Source organism: Streptomyces sp. AC627_RSS907, assembly GCF_019049165.1.
Genome location: NZ_JAGMUE010000053.1, coordinates 102,741 through 121,495 on the forward strand (window position 1 = coordinate 102,741; position 18,755 = coordinate 121,495).

The 18,755-nt window shown below is 73.7% G+C and carries 9 protein-coding genes; 2 read left to right on the forward strand and 7 right to left on the reverse strand.

What is annotated here, in order from left to right:
- Window positions 1-56: 56 nt before the first annotated feature.
- The 7 genes from KUM32_RS15080 to KUM32_RS15110 form a co-directional block, all read right to left on the reverse strand.
- Window positions 57-1,289, reverse strand: coding sequence for an MFS transporter (locus KUM32_RS15080; protein ID WP_217142384.1), 1,233 nt, complete (start codon window positions 1,287-1,289; stop codon window positions 57-59).
- On the reverse strand, window positions 1,286-3,067 hold the full coding sequence (locus KUM32_RS15085; RefSeq protein WP_254405571.1) for an ABC transporter permease subunit: 1,782 nt from the start codon (window positions 3,065-3,067) through the stop codon (window positions 1,286-1,288). Before KUM32_RS15085 ends, KUM32_RS15080 begins: the two co-directional genes overlap by 4 nt.
- 15 nt (window positions 3,068-3,082) lie before the next feature.
- A complete protein-coding gene (locus KUM32_RS15090) occupies window positions 3,083-4,591 on the reverse strand; it encodes an ABC transporter substrate-binding protein (protein ID WP_217142385.1) in 1,509 nt (502 codons plus the stop codon).
- 104 nt (window positions 4,592-4,695) lie between these two features.
- Entirely contained in the window at window positions 4,696-5,169 is a 474-nt protein-coding gene (locus KUM32_RS15095) for a GNAT family N-acetyltransferase (protein ID WP_254405589.1), read from the reverse strand.
- Between the two features lie 224 nt (window positions 5,170-5,393).
- Window positions 5,394-11,606: a hypothetical protein gene (locus tag KUM32_RS15100; RefSeq protein ID WP_217142387.1), complete on the reverse strand. Its 6,213-nt coding sequence runs from the start codon at window positions 11,604-11,606 to the stop codon at window positions 5,394-5,396.
- Between the two features lie 136 nt (window positions 11,607-11,742).
- A complete protein-coding gene (locus tag KUM32_RS15105) occupies window positions 11,743-14,076 on the reverse strand; it encodes a hypothetical protein (RefSeq protein WP_308408659.1) in 2,334 nt (777 codons plus the stop codon).
- 206 nt (window positions 14,077-14,282) lie between these two features.
- Window positions 14,283-14,762 carry a hypothetical protein gene (locus KUM32_RS15110; RefSeq protein WP_217142389.1) on the reverse strand — a complete coding sequence of 160 codons (480 nt, stop codon included), beginning with the start codon at window positions 14,760-14,762 and terminating at the stop codon, window positions 14,283-14,285.
- A gap of 429 nt (window positions 14,763-15,191) precedes the next feature.
- Here KUM32_RS15110 and KUM32_RS15115 point away from each other — a divergent pair, with 429 nt between their 5' ends.
- Together KUM32_RS15115 and KUM32_RS15120 are read left to right on the forward strand one after the other, a co-directional pair.
- Window positions 15,192-17,357: an N-6 DNA methylase gene (locus tag KUM32_RS15115; protein WP_217142390.1), complete on the forward strand. Its 2,166-nt coding sequence runs from the start codon at window positions 15,192-15,194 to the stop codon at window positions 17,355-17,357.
- Between the two features lie 222 nt (window positions 17,358-17,579).
- Window positions 17,580-18,755, forward strand: a 1,176-nt coding sequence (locus KUM32_RS15120) for a serine/threonine-protein kinase (protein ID WP_217142391.1), incomplete at its 3' end; no start/stop codon positions are given.

Below are 18,755 nucleotides of genomic sequence, written 5' to 3' on the forward strand. Positions count from 1 at the left end.
CCGGGACGAGCGGTCCGCGCGCCCCGCCCCACGGCCTGCCGTGAACACGCCGCCGGTCAGGGGCGTCGCGGCAGGAGCCCCACCGCGGCCAGCGGTACGACGGCCAGCGCCAGCCACGGCACGGCGGCCGGCAGCCCGCTGTCGAGCAGCAGGCCGGTCGCGGAGCTGCCCGCCAGGACGATGAGCCCCGAGACGGAGGACAGCGCCCCGGTGTACAGGCCGAGCCGCCCGTCCTCGGCGAGGTCCGGCACCCAGGCGCGGGCGACGGGCGCGACCAGCATCTGCCCGAGGGTGAGCAGCACGACGAACCCGGCGGCGGGAGCCAGGCCGCCCGCCCCCGTCCACCCGGCGGGCCGCGCCAGCGCGACGACGGCGAAACCGGCCGCGATCACCCCCAGCCCCGCCACCATCGACCGGCGCGGCGCCAGACGCTTACCCGCCCGCCGGGTGACCGGCAGCTGCGCGGTCACCACCAGCAGCGAGGACAGCGCGAACAGCCAGGCCAGCGGCGCCTGGGACCCGGCGGCCCGCTCCACCTCGGCGGGCAGGGCCAGGTAGAGCTGGTTGTAGGCGAGCAGGTAGGCGCCGTACGCGCAGCACAGCGCGAGGAAGGGCCGGTTGCGCAGCAGCAGCCGTGCCCCGCCCCTGGCCCGGGTGCGCCCGCGCCCGGGAATGTGCTGCGGCAGCAGCCACGCGTGCCCGGCGAGGACGAGCACGAAGACACCGGCCCCGGCCAGGCACGCCGTACGGAAGTCGACGGCCAGCAGCAGCGCCCCCAGCAGCGGCCCGACGAACGCTCCCGCCTGCCCGGCGACCGTGAACAGCGCGAGCACCCTGGTCCGGTCCCCGCCGCCCCCCGCCTCCCAGACGACGGCCTGCCGGGCCACCTCGGACTCGACGGCCGGCGAGAACAGCGCGGCGGCGAACCCGATGAGCAGCACCGCCCCGACCACCGCCCAGGTCCGCTCGGCGAACCCGAGCCACCCGAACCCGGCGATCCGCAGCCCGCACCCGGCGAGCACCACGGGCCGGATGCCGTACCGGTCCGCCAGCGCCCCGCCGACCACGAACAGCCCCTGCTGGCTGAAGGTCCGCAGCCCGAGCACGAACCCGACCAGCCAGCCCGCCATGCCGACGGACCGCCCCAGATGCTCGGCGAGGAAGGGTAGGACGGCGAAGAAGCCGATGTTGAAGGCGAGCTGGGTGAGGATGAGCAGCCGGAGCAGCGGGGAGAGCGGGGCGCCGCGCCCGGGATCCTTCGCGCGCCGGCCGGTGGTCAGCGACATCATCGGGTTCCGGCCGGCTCCTTCTCCGCGACCGGCCGGGGTACGACGGCCGGGGACGTGCCGTGCGGACGCCGCAGCCGAGGCCGCCGCAGTCCGCCGGCGGCGGTGACGGCCAGGGCGCCGAGCAGGGCCAGGACGGCGGCGGGGGCGAGGACGGCCCAGGGGGCGCGTTCGGCGTAGGGCTGGTTCTCGGCGAGGAGCAGGCCCCACTCGGGGGACGGCGGCTGGGCGCCCAGGCCGAGGAAGCCGAGCGAGGCGAGCGCGAGGGCGACGCCGGGCAGCCGCAGCAGGGCGTGGCGCAGGACGGGCGGCAGGACGGCGGGCAGCAGCTCGTGGCGCAGCAGGTACCACCGCCCGGCCCCCAGCCCCCGGGTGGCGGTGATGTGCAGGGTGGCGCGTTCCTGCCGCAGCAGCGCGGCCGTGTGCGCGGCGAGCGGCGCCCAGGCGACGGCGCCCACGGCGAACGCGGGCGTGGCCGCCCCGCTCCCCGCGACCGCGGTGACGAGGAGGGCGACGAGCACGGGCGGTACGGCGTTGACGGTGTCGACGAGCGGCGCGGAGATCCGGGGCACGAGTCCGAGGAGTACGCCCGCGAGCAGCGCGGCGGCACTGATGGCGGTGGCGAACAGCAGGGTGTCCAGAGCTCCGTGCCCGACGCGGGCGAGCAGGTCGCGGCCGAGGGCGTCGGTGCCGAAGGGGTGGTCGAGGGAGGGGGCCCGCAGCCGCTCCCCCGTGTCGAGGGCGAGCGGGTCGCGCGGCAGGCCGAGCCCGACGACGGCGAGCAGGACGGCGCCGTAGAGGAGGGGCAGCAGTCCGCCGGCGGGCGGGGCGGGGCGGTGGAGGGAGGACAGGGCGCCGTCGCGCAGGGCGGGTCCGGTGAGCAGGCGGCCCGCGAGGCGGGTGGCGCCGGTCGCGAGCGCGCCGAGCAGCAGGAGGGCGAGGGTGCCGGCCTGGAGGACGGGCAGGTCCTGGGCGAGGGCGGCCTGGAGGGTGGTGCGGCCGAGCCCGGGGATGTCGAAGACCTGCTCTACGGCGACGGCACCGCCGGTGAGGCCCACGACGAACAGTGAGAGGTTGGGCAGCAGCGCGGGCACGCAGCGGCGCAGCGCCTGGCGGGCGATGCGCCGGCCGGTCAGTCCCCGCGCGGCGGCGGCCAGTGCCCACGGCTCGCCGAAGGCGCCGGGCAGCAGGTCGTCGAGGAGCCGCCCGAGCACGGCACCTGCGGGCAGTCCGAGGGCGAGCGCGGGCAGCACGGTCCACTGGGGCCCGTACCACCCCAGTGCGGGCAGCCATCCCAGCTGCACCCCGACGACGGTGGCGAGGACGGAGGCGACGAGGAACTCGGGCAGCGAGGCGATCACGGCGGAGGCGGTACCGCCGCGCCGCCGCCCGTCGAGCCGCCGCCGCGCGCCCAGGCGGAGCGTGCGGGCGCAGATGAGCCCGGCGGTGAGGCAGGCGACGACGAGCGCCGCCGCCATCAGCAGCAGGGAGGCCCCCAGCGCCTGGAGCACGTCGGGCAGGACGTCGCCCCCGGAGATCCACGACTGCCCGGCGTCACCGCGTACGAGCCCGCCGAGCCACCGGCCGAGCACCTGCCCGGGGCCCCCGTCGAGCCCGAGCTGCTGACGGATGTCGGCGAGCACCTCGGGGGTCGGATCGCGTTCGGCCGACCGTGCCTTGAGGACGGTGTACGCCGGGTCGGTGCGGGTGAGCCACGGCAGCAGCCCGATCCCGCACACCAGCCCGGCCGCGAGGACGACCCGCCACACCGCGGTGGCCATCCGCTGCCGCACGGCTCAGCGCCGCGTGCCGGTGCCGACGAGGGTGCGCTCGTACGGGTCGAGGAGCACGCCCTGTACGGAGCTGCCGACGCCGGTGATGATCCGCTGGTGCACGAGGGGCACGACGGCGTCGCTGCCGAGGATGCGCGCCTCGGCGGCCATGGCGGCGTCCTGCCGCTTTGCGGTGTCGGCGGTCCGCTCGGCCTTGGCTACGGCCGCGTCGACGTCCTTGTCGCAGAGCTGGGCGATGTTGTAGCCGCCGTCGCAGGTGTAGTCGCTGGCGAGGACGGCGACGGGGTCGCCGGTGTCGACGAGGGTGTTCCGGGCGAGGACGAACGCGTCGAACTTCCCCTCCAGCGCGTCGTTCTCCAGCCGGGAGTACTCACGGACGGTGAGCTTCACCTTGAACCCGGCCTTCTCCAGCTGCTGCTTGACCACCTGGGCGACCTCGGGCAACTCGGGCCGGTTGTCGTAGGTGGCGAGGGTGATGGTCCCGCCGCCGGCCTTACCGACCGCGGCGCGTCCGACGGGCTCGGTCCGCTTGCCCTCGGCCCAGGTCACGGCGGGCCCGTAGACGCCGGCACCGGGGTCGGCGTACCCCTCGTACACGTCCTTGGCGAACACGGCGGTGTCGACGGCGGCACGGGCGGCGGCCCGCAGTCCGGCGTCCTTGAAGGGCCCGGAGGAGGCGTTGAGGAGGAGGCTGGTGGTGCGGGTGGTGGCGGTGTCGCGCCGCCTGTCCTTGTCGAGGGTCGCGGCCTGGGCGACGGGTACGGCCTCGGCGATGTCGAGCTCGCCGGTGCGCAGGGCGTTGGCGCGGGCGGTGCCGTCGGCGATGAAGCGGGCGTCGATCCCGGAGGCCTGGGCGCGTCCGCCCCAGTAGTCGTCGAACCGGTCGAGGGTGGCGGAGGTGGCGCCGTTGACCTTGGTCAGCTCGAAGGGGCCGGTGGCGTGGCCGACGGGGTCGACGCGGTTCTTGTCGGCGTAGGCCTTGGCGGACAGCACGGCGAGGCTGGGGCTGGACAGCCGCAGCGGCAGCACGGGGTCGGGCTCGGCGGTGGTGATCCGTACCGCCCGTTCCCCGGCGGCCTCGGCGGTGAGGGTGACGCCGGCCAGCGCGGCGGGGGCGGGCTTGGCGGCGGTGGCGTGGGTGAGGGATGCGGCGACGGCGGCGGGGGTGACGGCGCCGCCGTCCTGGAAGGTGGCGTCGCGGAGCGTGAACTCCCACGCCTTGTCCCCGTCCCGCCGCCAGGACGCGGCGAGCGCCGGCGCGGCGGAGCCGTTGGCGTCCAGCGCGGTGAGGCCCTCGGTGACACCGAGCCGGCTGAGGAGGGTGGCGTCGGCGCCGTAGGGGGACAGCCTCTCGGCGGGCGGGAAGGCGAGGGCGACGCGGAGGCGGGAGCCGTCGTCGTCGCCGGAGCCGGAATCGTCACTGCCGCCGGAGGCGAAACAGCTGGATATCAGCGGGATGAGCAGGAGGGAGGCGAGGGGGGCGAGCAGCCGGGAGCGGCGGTGGGAGCGCATGGTCCTCGGATCGATCGGGTGCGTGGCGTGTGAGCGGGTCGGGCGCGGGTGGCAGCGAAACGAAAGCCTACATGGCAATCATTTCCATTTCGGTGCCGCCCCCGTCACCCCATGGGCACGTCGAAGTGCACGACCCCGTTCCCCCCGCCGGCGTCCTCCCGCTCGTCGTGCACGACCTTGGCGAGCGACCGCCAGAAGGGCTCGGCCCCGGTGACGGCCGGGTCGGTGTGCAGATACACGGCCCGGTACCCCCCGTCGGCGGCGGCGAAGGCCAGCAGCTCGTCGACCAGGCGCCGGGCCAGCCCACGCCGGCGGTGCTCGGGCCGCACGTACACCCGGCGCAGCTGCGCGGTGACGCCGGAGGGGTAGCGCTCGGCGACGTGACGCGGGTTCGGCGGGTACGCGGGACCACGGGAGTCGAGCGCCCCGGTGGCGACGACCTCCCCGTCCCGCTCGTCCACGGCCACGAGCAGCGTGTGCCGGTCGGGCGCCAGGTACGCACCGGCCAGGTCGATGATGTCCCCGTGCCAGCGCGGCACGTATCCGGTACCGAAGTCGCGGTAGACGGTGTCGAGCATGACGGCCCGGGCGGCGTCCAGGTCGGCGGGGGTGGCGGGGCGGAGGGTGTAGTCATCGACAGAGCGCACTTGCACATCGTACGCAATAGCGGCCGGGGTGATCGACGCATACCCCCTCAGCTCGGCACCCGGCTTGCCACAGCCACCGACGACACGACCGCCGGGAACCGCGACCGGCAGGCCCGCCACTGTCGTGGCTGTGGCCGGTCACGGTTCCCGCACCGTCACGCAGGCGCCGCGACGCACTGCCGAAGCACGGGCTCCAGACGGAGCTGAGTGTCCTCACGGTCGAACACCTGGAGGGCGTCGAGGCAGTCCACGACCCATCGGGCCTCGTCCTCGTCGTCCAGCCCCATCCGTACCGCCACAGCGGTCATCGCGGCCTCCAGGTCGAACGAGCCGTCCTCGAACTCCTCGACGAGGGACCGGTAACCCGTGGCGAGGAACGGGTGCGCGTACACGCCGGTCGCCTCGACGAAGGCCGCGGCCTCGGCCCGGTCCGTGCGAAGGCTCGCCAACCGGCGCAGCACCTCGTCGGGGTCGTCCAGTTCACCGTGCAGGTGGTGTGCTCGGCCCACCAGCATCGGCCAGCCGCCGGTCAGCTCGTGGAGACGGTCCAGGCGGTCCTCCGTGTGGAACTTCTCCACACGCTGAGCCCAGCCGCGCAGGCTGCGCCGATCGTGACGTCGCAGGACCACCGGGGCGGCCGACGAGCGCTCCGTGCCCGCCAGCAGGGAGCGCCACAGGTCCAACTGGGCCGGGTCGGTGACGAGCACCACCGCGCGGGTCACCCCCGGCGTGGCGGGCAGCAGCTCGTCGGCGAGGTCGACGGCCTCCCGGCAGGTCTCGGGCCGTACGGGATCCCGGTAGTTGACGAAGTCGCTGATCACGACGCGCCGTTCCTGCGGGCGTCCGCCGGTGAGTTCCTGCTTGTAGACGCTGGGCTTGCCGACAGGCGGCAGCGTCCAGCCGGAGATCGGCCCGGTGATGGTGCGCAGGGTGTCGGCGACGTCCTTGACACCGGTGGCGCGGGTACCGAGCACGACCCTCGTCTGGTTGGACCGCTCGCCGAGGAGGTCGTCGAGCTGGGTGATGGTGAGCGGAGCGGGCCGGCCGTCGGGCAGTTCGGGACGGCCCTCCTGCACGATGCTCTCCTGGAGAACGCAGTCCTGTTCGGCCCTGAGCAGACGGGCGTCCACCTCGTGGGAGGTGCCGATCATGCGCAGGGCGTTGGGGCCGCGCAGATGCCATCCCTGGCCGTCGTGGTTGGGAGCGAGGATGCCGAGACCCACCATCTCGGACAGGTAGGCGCGGAAGCCCTCGGTGTCGAGCTGCTCGAAGCCCTTGCGCCAGAAGGTCTCGCACTCCTCGCGCAGCTCGGTGTCGCTCAGGCGCACCTCCAGTCCCTGGTGCCGGGCGTGGTACGCCAGCACGTTGGCGATCACGTCGTAGCGGTGATCGAGGCTGAGGGTGTCCTTGAAGGCCGCCGAGATGCTCTCCCTGAGCCCGGAGTCCGACTCCACGACCTCGATGTCGGCGGGCTCCACCGTGTACGGGGGCCCCTCGTCCCCGCGTCGCGCCCGCTTGCGGTGCATCACCTCGACCAGCCGGTGGCCGAACATCTGAAGGAGGAACGGCTGGTAGGAGCAGTAGCCGAGCACCCGGTTGACGAGGTCCAGGTCCTGGAACTCGAAGCCGAGTGCCCGCATCGGCTCGACCAGCAGCTCGGCGGCGAAGTACGGGGCGAGCGGGCCGATCACCTTCGGGGTCTGCGCGAGGTGGCCGAACGGCCCGTTGCTCGCCAGCTTGGAGAACCGCTGTACGGAGTGCAGTCCGGCGAAGACGACCTTGGCGCGGTCCTTGGTGTCGGAGCCGAGCCCCTTGAGCTTCTTGGTCTGGTCGAAGCGGGGCGCGTCCGCCTCGAAGAACTGGTCGCACTCGTCGAGCAGGATGAGCAGCCGGCGGCGTGAGTCCCCGTCCAGCCAGGTCCGGATGGCGGTGCGCACCTGGTCGGAGATGTCCTTGTCCGACTTGCGGCGCTGGAGCCTGCCCGCCGTCACCTCCGCCGAGGCCAGCTCCCGGTGCAGGACGCTCCACAGGTCCTTCGGCCCCAGTGAGCTCCCCTTGCCGATGTTCTCCTGGTCGAGATTGATGTACACCGCGTGGTGATAGCCCGGGCTCTGCTTCACGAATCGCTCGCCGGCGTCGGCGAGCAGGGCGGACTTGCCCAGGCCTCGGCCACCGAAGATGACCTGGGTGCCGCGCGGGTCGATGATGCTCTTGCGTTCCGCGTCCCGGCCGTAGAACATCTCGCCGCCGATCCTGCCGCGCTTCTCCCTGATGTACGGGTTGACGCCGGAGAACGGCAGCAGCGTCTGTGTGGTGGTGCTGACCTGCCGGTTGCCACGGGCCGCGAGAAAAGCGAGGGCCGCGTCGTCCACGACGAGCAGGGGCTGCACCTTGCTCGACCCCGCGGCGAGTTCGGTGCGGTGTTCGGGGCTCAGCGTGCCGAAGTAGACGACGAGGAGACTCGCGCCGCTGGTGTCGGGTTCCGCGAGGCTCATGACCACCTTTGCGGGCGGGCGGCCCCAGACCATCAGCACCCGCAGGGTGCCTCCCTGCTCCTCGATCTGGGAGCCGAACGCGGGCGCCTTCGCCCTCCCGTTGATCTCCACCTCGGTCAGCTCGAACAGGCGGTACTCACGTCGGCGGTGTGACCGCTCGTCCAGCGGGCGGGCGCTCTTCGCGTCGTATCCGAGGAGTTTCAGCGCGGGCAGGAGCTGGCGCCGCGCGGACACCTCAAGGCGGTCCTTCGGCTCGGTCGCCGTCAGCTCGCGCCACTCGTCGAGCGCGTCGGCGGCGAGCGCCGCCTCCTCCGTGGAGAGGGCGCTGTAGTCGAGGACCGGGAGCGTGGGGTGCTTGCCCCCGTACCGGACGAGCTCGACCAGCTCACGGTCGATGCCCTTCGGCAGCCCGTCGGGCACGGCCGGGAAGAACTCCATCAGGTGGGACTCACCGGCTTCGATCTCGGGAACGGGTTCGCCGATCTCGAGGAAGTAGACGAGGTCGGCGGCGGTGGCCAGGCCACCGGTCTCCAGGTTCCGCAGGACCTGGGCGCGCTCCTCCTCCGTGAGGTCGAGGGCGTCGAGCCGGGCGCGGATCCGGTCGGTGGCCTGCCGGCGGTAGGCGGGCAGGTCCCCGCGTACCGTGTCGAGCGCCCGCCGTACGTCCATCAGGTCGCGCACTGCGGTGTCGTCGAGCCTGGCGCGTGCGTCGGCGAGCAGTTCCTGCAGGCGCAGGTCCTGGTCGTCGGTCACGGCGCCGTCGGCCTGTGCGCGGTGCAGCTCGGCGACGAGTTCGTCGTGGGCCTGGCGCAGCTCGGCCCGCCTGGCGGTCTCCCGCTCTTGGATCTCGGCGAGCGAGGGCCCGGAGGGGTCCCCGGGGCGGGCGGCCGGCAGCGCTCCGTGTTCAGCGAGCTCGACGATGGTGCGGGCCGCCGTGAAGGCGTCGTGGTCGAGCCGCTCGGCGAGGGCGTCCTGCCAGGTGCGGCCGACCGCTGCGACGAGCCGGTCCAGCGGCGGCTGTTCCTCGCGGGTGTCACACACCTTGAGCAGTTCGGCGTCGAGCAGGCATTCGGGCGCGACCGGATGGCCGGGGCGCGGGGACGGGGTGTCGCCGGCCAGCAGGGCGAACAGCTCCTCCATCGAGGCTCGCGCCGCCCAGGCCGTCGACGCGGCCAGGGTGCCCGGGCGTCGCACCGTCTGCTCCAGCTCACCGAGGACGGCCTCCCGGCCGTCCAGCAGGAACCGGCGCAGCGAGGAGATCTCCTTGACCGCCCGGCTGCTGTCGGAGCGGTCGGCGCGACGCAGACCGTCGACCGCGAGCCACCACTCCTTGACCAGTCCGACGGCCCGTTCCACGAGGTGCACCAGGTCCTGCCGTCCGGCACCCTGGAGCGGTTTGCCGCTGGACGAACGGTACTTGCGGTCCATGCGGTCGATCTCGCCGTTGACCTCGTTCAGCTTGGACAGGCGCTCGGCCTGCTCCCTCAGGCGGGGCACCTCGGCGCGGTGGTCATCGACCACGACGGTCAGCAGTGATCCGAGCATCCCGTCGTCGGGGGCCAGCCAGTGCTTGGCGATCTCCGTCGCCCGCGCGAACCTCAGCCTCGGCGGGGTCAGCAGGGCACTGCACTGCTCACGCAGTTCTCGCAGCCGGGTCTCCGTCTCGGAGACGTCGGCGATGACCACGAGCGGGGAGGCGATCATCAGGGTGCCGCTCAGGGCACGGTCGGCAACCGCGGTCGCCACCTCCCCGAGACGGTCCGGCAGCCGGGGCACCAGGGCCTTGAGCTGGGCGCCCGCCATGTGGTCCCCGGTGGTCAGCGCCGTACGCAGCAAGGCGGGCAGGAGCAGCAGTTCGCTGCCCTCCGTGTCCTGCCCGCCGTAGCCGCCGTACTGCTGGAGCAGGTCCGCGGCCAACCGTACGCCCTGGCTGTCACCGGCCGTGAGCAGCGCCGCGGCACCTGCCAGGCGGAGCGCCGCGACCTGTGGCTCGGACCGGCCGGCGGCCTTCGCTACGTGATGGGCGAGCCCGAAGCGGCGTTCCACGACGAGCTGCGCCAGGACCCGTTCGATCGCGGAGTCGTCGTGCCGACCGTCGTCCGCGTCCGTGCCCTTCTCCTTGTCCGCCGCTGCTTCGGTGGCCGTCGGCGCGGGCCCGACCGGTTCCGGAGCTGCCGCTTCCTCGGCGAGGGCGAGGGCAGGGCCGGGAGCCGGCGGCCGAGCGGCCGAGGGGACGGTGTCCGGGGGGACGGTGTCCGGGGCCGCCGTCGGTGCCGAGTCGCTGTCCAGGGGAGACGTCGCCTGTGCCTCGTCGGCACGGGTGTCCGACGGGGTGGGTACGGTGCCGCCCGGTTCCGGGCGGGACGCGGGCTCGGGCCTTTCGGAGGGGCGTTCCGCGGTGACCAGGGCCGTGGTCTCCTCGGCCTGCTCACCGGGCTGTACGGCCCCGGGGGACACGGTCACCGTGTCCGCGGCGGTGGGCTCATCGGGGCCGGCCGCGTCGCCGTCAACGTCGTCAACTCCGTCAACGCCGTCGGCGCGGGCTGCCGATGCGGTGGCGGCCTCCGGCTGGGGCAGGGACAGTTCGTAGGGCATCACGGCCGCCACGGCACAGGCGGGCAGTACGCGTGTGACCTCCTCCTGCAGAGCGAGGATCTCTGTCGCGGCGTCCGCCTGCCGTCCCAGCCGGACCAGTTGGGCCAGGGCGGCGACCGCGGCACTCTCCTGCTGGTGCCGCTCTTCCCACACCGGGGTGTCCAGCAGACGGCGGACGGTGCTGCGCAGGGCTTCGACGGCAGCGGCTGCGGGACTGTCCGGGCGGCAGGTGACGTCCGTCAGTGCGCGCAGCGTGTGACGTGCGTGGAGGTCGCGTCGGCGTGCGGCCCGGTGCGCCTGGGCGGCACGCCGCAGGTCCTCCAGCCGCCGAGGCACGCCCTCGGTCCCGACCGCACGGAGCGCTTCCGTCACGCGGTCGAAGTGAGCTCCGAGCCCGGCCAGCGCCGCCAGGTCATCGTCCTGTGGGGGGCGACCGTCCTCGACAGCGCCGGACACGTTCTCGGCGGAGTGCCGCGCCTCGGCGAGGTGCGCTTCGAGGTGCCGGCAGAGCTCCTCGGGGTCGGCCTGGTCGTTCCGGGTGTCCTCGGCGGCCGGGTCGGCTGCGCCGTGCGGCGTGGCGATGACCGATGCCACGTGGCGGGCCGGGGTGGCTTCCGGTTCCTGGTCGCCGAGGTGGGTCGTCCGCCCGTGTGGTGCGTCCTCGTCCGCCGGCCCGCGGCTGGGGTACCGGCTGGGGGCGAAGTCCGGATACGCCGCCACCACGGCGCGCGCGGCCTCACCCACGGCAGCGATCAGCACCGCTTCCTTGTCGTCGGCCGCCGCGGCGAACCACTCCTGGTCCGCCGCCCAGGCGACGAGGTGCGCATCGGCGACGGAGGCGTTGCACCAGGCGAACACCGCCGCCCGGACCAGTTCCGCCCCCCACCGGCGCACGGGGTCGGGCCCCGCCTCTCCGTCCGGGGGGAAGACGGACATGACCACCTGCTGGTACACGGTGACGGTGAGGCCCCGCATCCCGCAGATACATGCGTGCTGCCGTGCTTCGCGCCGCAGCCGGGCGAGGATGTCACGGCACAGAGCGCTGCCCGCCCGTCGGGGAGCTGCCATGCGGATGCCCAGGCCGTGCAGCAGGGCCTGCCGGTTCTTCGGCGGCAGGGAGTTGAAGGCCAGCTCCACCATGTCGGCCGTGAGGTCGTTCAGGGTCGCGGCCGGGCGTTCCAGTGCGTTGAGCGCGGCGGCCAGGGTGCCGAGCACCTCGGCCGATACACCGGGCGGGGACAGTGGTGGTTCCGCGACGACGTTGTAGCGGTCCTGCATGTACGGGTGCTCCGTTTCCGTGACGGGGTGCGGGGGCCGGCTGGGCGCATCGGCTTCGGCGCCGGTGAGCCGTGGATCTGCCGGGGAGGAGAAGGGCGAGAAGGAGGCCGAGCGGCGGCCGCGGGGGTGCGGGGCCTCAGTGACCGCGCGTGTGCTCGGTGACGAAGGTGTATCCGTCGGGCAGTTCCCAGCCGTCCGCCTTGCCGAGCCTGCGGCAGTGCTCCCGGAAGGCCGTTCGCTGGGCTTCGCTGGGCGAGCATCCCGGTCGCAGGCGGCGCAGATGGCCGGGGACGAACTGGACCCCCTGCAGTCCCCCGCCGTCCGCGGCCGCGCCGTTCCAGGGGCGTATCAGGCGTGGTCGGGCGGGCCGGTACGCGATGAGGGGGATGGCCGGCTCACCGGCGCGTGGCGGGTGGTGCGGCTGTCCCCAGGCGTCACGACTGCCGAGGGCGGGTTCCAGGAGCCGTGCCGCGAGCAGGTCCACGACCGCTGCTTCCAGAGCGGCCGTCTGACTCCGTGCCGGCCTGCGGCCGTAGGCGGCTGTCGGCAGTACGGAACGGTCCAGCAGGGCGTGCCCGTCCAGAGTGAGCAATCCGCAACGGCGCACCGTGCGCATCACCAGGTGCCGGGGGCCCAGCCCGGCGGCCGTGTCCGCGTGGCGATCACTGCCTGGAGCGTCTTCCCTGGTCAGGATGGGCGGATCGAAGCAGTGACCGATCACCCGGTCGCTTGTCCTCACCGGTTCCGGAAGTCTTGTGGTGGCCGCGTGGATCACCAGCCCGTCCCGGGGCCAACGGAGTTCGAGCAACAGGCCGGGGAAAAAGGCGGCCGGCCAGGAGACGTCGGTCAGTCGGCCGTGGTCGTCACCGAGCTCGGCACGGACTGTCTGGTCCGCTTCCCGGTCCTCCAGTGTCAGTCCGGCATGGGCGACGGCGAGGCGTACCGTGCACGTGGCCCCGTGCGCCCGGTGAAGCTCCCGGGCGACCTGTGGATGCAGGGGGAGCGTGCCGCCGCCGAGGTGGGCCAGCCGCAGCGGCGCTCCCCACACGATCTCCTGTGTGTCCTTCCGTAGGAGTTCCAGGCGCCCCAGGGAGGCATCGTCGGCGAGAGGTCCGTCGACCGGTTCCGCCTCCGGTTCCGGCCCGGGCACCGGGTCCTGCTCCGCCGCTCGTGCTGTCTCCGGCGCCGGTCCGGCCGTCGTGGACGCCCAGCCACGGCCTGCCGGGGTCAGCGGGTCCTCGCCGGCTCCCCCGTCAGCGGGATGACGGGTCCGCCATACGCCTCCGCCTTCGAAGACGTCGTCGAGTGTGATCCGGGCCCCGTTCTCGAACACACCGTGCTCGCTGTCCCGTCGGACGACGTCGGCGAGCGCCACGTTCGCCCGGCACACCGCGGCGGCGTACCCCGTTCCCCTGAGCCGTTCCGCCGCTCCGGGAAAGCCGCGAAGGCGTGGGCCCACGGCCGTGTACACGGTGACCGGGGAACTGATCCCATAGCGCCGCCGGGTCGGAGTGGCCGCGCGTTCCACCGCCGCCGCGAGAGATCTGAGGTCGTCACCGCCCAATGGCCCGGTGTCACGCCAGCATTCCGCGAGGGAGGCACGCGTCATGACGTAGTGGCCCCATGCCCGCAGGTTCTGACTGGAGCCGAGAGCGCCACGGACCGTGTCGAGGAGGCCGTGCAGTCCCGCCCTCAGGTCGTCGTCGTGTGTGCCCCGCACCAACTCGGCGAGGGACACGGGCACGAGCGGGCTGAGCAAATGCTCTCGTGCCGTGGTCAGGAGGTGCTCCGTGTAGGCGGTCAGGTCGTCGCGCCCGGCTGCCTCACGGGAGGGGTGGCACACGTCGACGAGGAGATGACCGTCCTCGTTGATCCACCGACGGCGCGTGCGCAACCGGTGGAGCTGGACCGGTGACAGGCTCAGGCCCGAACCGAAGACGTGGGGATCAGGGATCAGCAGTTCTCGGCGCCGTGGGGCGGAGGAGTCGCCGGGCTGTCCCGGCCCCTCGGCGCCGGGCGGTGCTCCCGACACCCAGGCGGGTACGTCGCCGAGAGCACCGGTCCGCGGATGGGCGCCCTCGCGGTAGACGATCTCGGCGTAGAGGGGGTCCGCCCCCGTGGTGATGCACACCATCGCACCGACGGGGAGCACGGGGGCGCACTTCCCGAAGGCGACCACGGGGAAGTCCTCGGGGCGCAGAGGGCTGCCGCCGTAACCCTCGCCACCGAGGTCGTACCCGAAATACACGGCGTTGAAGGCGACGGCGGTGTGCACCGGTGCGGACCTGGCGGCGACGACCGTTCCGAGGTAGCGCCGAAGACGTTCCCGCTCCTGCTCGGGTACGGCCGCGTACCCCTTTGTCATCGCGGGGGTCAGCAGCGGCCGTTCACCGAACGGGTCGGGTACGTCGGCCGTGTCCGGACACCCCTGGAACGTGGACGGCTCGCGGCCTTCGACTGTTGCTGACACAAACGTGTCCCCACCCATGGCACCTCCACCGCGCTGCCGGTCTCCCCAACCGGCGGCGGTAATTCCCGAAGACTATGTCTGTACGTGATGTTCCGCTGCGCTTTCGCGACTTTGCACGGGCGGATGCCTGGCGGGCGGCGCAGATGTCGGCCACGCCCCCCAAGGGGGAACGCCGGAGGTCCCGTCCGTCCCGTCCGCGGTGCGGGCTACCGCACCTCGCCGGTGAAGATGGCCGTGCGGTACCAGCTGTCGCCGGAGGTGTCGGTCGGCGTGATCTCGATCTGGGCGTTCCTGGCCGTCTTGGGGAACACGCAGGCCTCCTTCCAGTTCTGCGACTTACCCGGCAGCAGGTGTGCGTCCGGCAGGCCGTTGAGGCCGGCGTCCGAGTCGAAGACCTGCTCGGCACCGTCCGGGCAGGACAGGCTCACCGTGCTGAGGTCGAGCGGGGTCTTCGAGCCGTTCCGCAGGGTGACGGAGAAGGCCAGGTAGGCCTCGCCGGACGGGCTGGCGTACTCGCCGGAGGTGCCGCGGCTGAAGTCGCCCAGGTGCGCGGCGACGCCGTTCTTCCACGTGGCGGTCTTGTCCAACGCGACGATCAGAGTGTCGCCGTCGGAGTCGTCCTGGGTGTCCTGCACGTCCTCGGTGCTCGGGGTGCCCTGCGAGGCGCTGACGGTGCCCGTCGGCAAAGCGGTCGGGGTGTCACCGGCGCTGGAGCACGCGCTCAGGGAGCAGCCCACGACCGCCGCGGCCGCGGCAAGAGCGGTCCTGCGCGACCGGGCCGGTGGCCCCGCGCTCAACGAGGGGAGCGCGGGGCCACCGTGGGTGAGCCGCGCATCGCGCCGTGACGGGCGCGAAGGGGTGGGCGAAGTGCCGGGGATGTTCGGCAGGGTCGGGTACATGGGCGTCCCCCTGGTCGGATGGTCGATCGGCCGTCGCCGCGCCCCGCTCAGGGGTCTGGCTGCGGCAGGAACGGCAAGCGTCACGCCGGAAGCGAGGGCCGCCGACGGAAGCAGCTTCATGTAATCACTTACGTGAAAGCTTCGTCAATCACCATCCCTGGACTGGCGCATGCTGTAAGGTGTGATCACCTCGATCACCGACGCCAGGATCCAGTCATGCCGCAACCCGCACCGTCCGCCCAGGTGACCGCCGCCGAGATCTCCCGCATCGCGGGGGTCACGCGCGCCACGGTCAGCAACTGGCGCCGTCGGCACGAGGACTTCCCCGCGCCCTCGGGCGGCACGGAGAGCAGTCCGCTGTACGACCTGGAGTCCGTGCGCGCCTGGCTCGCCTCGCGCGGCCACGCCTCGGCGGCCAGCCCGTCGGAGGAGCTCCGTACGGTCCTGCGCCTGCACGCGCAGAGCGGCGGCACATCGGATCTGCTGCTCCTCGTACTCGCGGCGGCCGGCCGCTCACCGGAGGAGCTGACGGACACCACGCGGCTGCCGGACGCGGACCTCGCCGCCCGTGCGCAGGACGACGCGGCGTCGGTGGCCGAGGCCGTGCCGGGCGCGGACCCCGTGCGCTTCGAGGCGGACGACGCGGCGGTGCTGCGCGCGCTGTACGCGTGTGTACGCGACGAGGGCGGCCAGGCCGCGCTGGGCGTACTGGCGGAGCGGGAGCTGGAGGACAGCGCCGCGTCCGGCGCGTACCGGACCCCCGCGCCCCTCGCCGACCTGCTCGCCCGCCTGCTCCCCGGCACCCCGGACCGCGTCCTCGACCCGGCCTGCGGCAGCGGCGCCCTGCTGGCGGCCGCCGCCCGCCGGGGCGCCCGCGAGCTGTACGGCCAGGACACGCTTCCCGTGCAGGCCCGGCGCAGCGCCGTAAGCCTGACGCTGACCGCCCCGGAGGCCACGGTCACCGTGCGCGCCGGCGACAGTCTCCGCGCGGACGCGTTCACCGACCTGGTCGCCGACGCGGTGCTGTGCAATCCGCCGTACGGCGTCCGCGACTGGGGCCACGACGAGCTGGCGTACGACCCTCGCTGGGCGTACGGCGTCCCGGCCCGGGCCGAGTCGGAGCTGGCGTGGGTGCAGCACGCGCTCGCCCACCTCTCCCCCGGCGGCTACGCGGCCCTGCTCCTGCCGCCCGCCACAGCCGGCCGCGCGTCGGGGCGCCGCGTACGGGCGGAGCTGGTGCGCAGCGGGGCCCTGCGCGCGGTGATCGCGCTGCCGGCCGGCGCCTCGGTGCCGCTGCACGTCGGCCTTCAGGTGTGGGTGCTGCAGCGGCCCGAGCCGGGCGGCCCGGAGCGCAAGTCCGTGCTGTTCGTCGACACGGCGACGGAAGCACCGGCGGGGGCGGCGGCCGGGCGCGGGGGGACGGCGGTGGCCGCGCGGACACGGGGCGCGAGCCGGTCGGCCGCCGTGGACTGGGCCGGGGTCACGGCCCGGGCCCTGGAGGCGTGGGGGACGTTCACGGCGGACCCGGACACTTTCGAGGGGGAGCCGGGCGTCGCGCACGCGGTCGGCGTGGTGGACCTGCTGGACGACGTGGTGGACCTCACCCCGGCGCGGCTCGTACGGGCGTCACGGTCGGAGGTCGACCCGGCGAAGCTGTCGGCCGAGGTCGACGCCACGCGCCAGGACCTGGTGAAGGCCGCGAAGGCCCTCGCACGGACGGCCGGCCGCGAGGGCTGGAGCGCCTCGGACGCCGGTGCGCGCGAGTGGCGGACGGCGACGGCCTCCGACCTCGCGCGCGGCGGGGCGCTCACCTTGCTGCGCACGCTGCCGGAGAACGCGCGGGGCCGGGAGGACGGTGAGGACCGCGAGGCCGGGCCCCGTGCGGTGCTCACCGGTTCGGACATCACGCGCGGGTCGGCTCCCACCGGCGACCCTGCGGAGCTGCGCAGCGGCACGGCGCCGGTGATCGCCGCCGGGGACGTCCTCGTGCGGGCGGTCGCGAGCGCGGACGGCCCGATGGCCCGGGTCGCGGGCGAGGAGGACGCCGGCGCGCTGCTCGGCCACCAGGTCCATCTCTTCCGCCCGGACCCGGCACGCCTGGACGCCTGGTTCCTGGCCGGGTTCCTGGGCGCGGAGGAGAACATCGCGGGCGCGTCGACCGGCAGCACGGTCCTGACGGTCGCCCCGGGCCGGCTGCGCGTGCCGCTGCTGCCGCTGGAGGAGCAGCGGCGGTACGGGGAGGCGTTCCGGCGCGTGCAGGAACTGCGGACAGCCGCTGTGCGGGCGACGCGACTGGCAGCGGAGACGGCGCGGTTGCTGGCGGGCGGATTGACCGGTGGCCAGCTGCTTCCGTCTCCGGACGCGGCGCCGCAAGGCGAATGACGATTCCGCCCGTCAGGCGGCGAACCATGACATCGCCGTGCCCGCACGCATGCAGACTCCCCCGCCCGACCCGACCCGACCCTCCACAGGTTCTTCACCCGGAGGGGTTGATATTGCCGTCCCGTCATACGCGTCCCACACACCCACCGCGTCCACTACCGTGTCGTCAGGCGCGCATCGCGGCTGATCAGACGCTCGCCAGACCGAATTCCGAGGACACACGTGCAGATCACACCGCTGAACCCCGAGGATCCGCCCGCGCTGGGCGACTTCGAACTCCTCGGCCGGATCGGCCACGGAGGCATGGGTCAGGTCTTCCTGGGAGAATCGCTGGGCGGTGAGCCCGCAGCGGTGAAGGTGATCAAGCCGTCGGTCGTGGACTCCGAGTCTCGTCAGCGGTTCGCGCAGGAGATCGAGGTGCTCAAGACCATCTGGGGTCCGCGCATCGCGGCGTTCCTGGGTGCCGACGCGGAGGCGGAACAGCCGTGGCTGGCCACCGAGTACGTCGACGGGCCCGATCTCGCCCGGCACGTCAAGACGCACGGGCCACTGCCGTCCGTCCTCACCGCAGCGCTCGGTGCGGTCCTCGCCGAGGCGCTGTCGGCCGTGCACACACAGGGCCTCCTCCACCGGGACCTGAAGCCGGCCAACGTCCTGCTCGGGCCCAACGGGCCGAAGATCATCGACTTCGGTCTGGCCGCCTTCACCGAGTCGAGCGTCTCCCTCACCGCCCCCCACCAGGTCGTCGGCACTCCGATCTGCATGGCTCCCGAGCAGGCCGCCGGTGTGAAGCCGCTGACGGCAGCCGTGGACGTGTACGCGCTGGGCGCGCTGCTGCTGTTCGCCGCCACGGGTCACTATCCGCACGAAGCGGCGACCCCGTACATGGTGTTCCACCTGGTCACCGACCCCGGTACGGCACCGGACCTCTCCGGTGCGCCCGGCGAACTGGTGCCACTGCTGAGCGGCATGCTCGCCCACGACGCCGTGGCCCGACCCGCGCTGACCGATGTGGTGCAGCAGTGCCGTGCGCTGATCGAGGCGCAGGGCATGAAGATCGCCCAGGCGCGCCGCAAGCTCACCGCGCACACGGCGGGGCAGCGGCACAGGACGGCGTCCGCCGACGTATCCCCCACCGTCCCCTGGCCCGCCCCCGCGAGTGACACCCTCGCCCCGGAGATCACCCCGGCCGACTTGGACACGCCGGCCCCCGCCGACGTCCCGGCTTCCTCCCCCACCCTGGTCGCCCCCGGCCCGGTGACTCCGGCGCCCCGGGACCCCTCCGACGGCTCTTCGCGTGAACAGCCGACGACTGAACAGCCGGCGTCGGACCGCCCGCCCACGGTATCCAGACGGCCCAGGACGACGACGCACACCCTGCGCCACTCCGTACAGGCC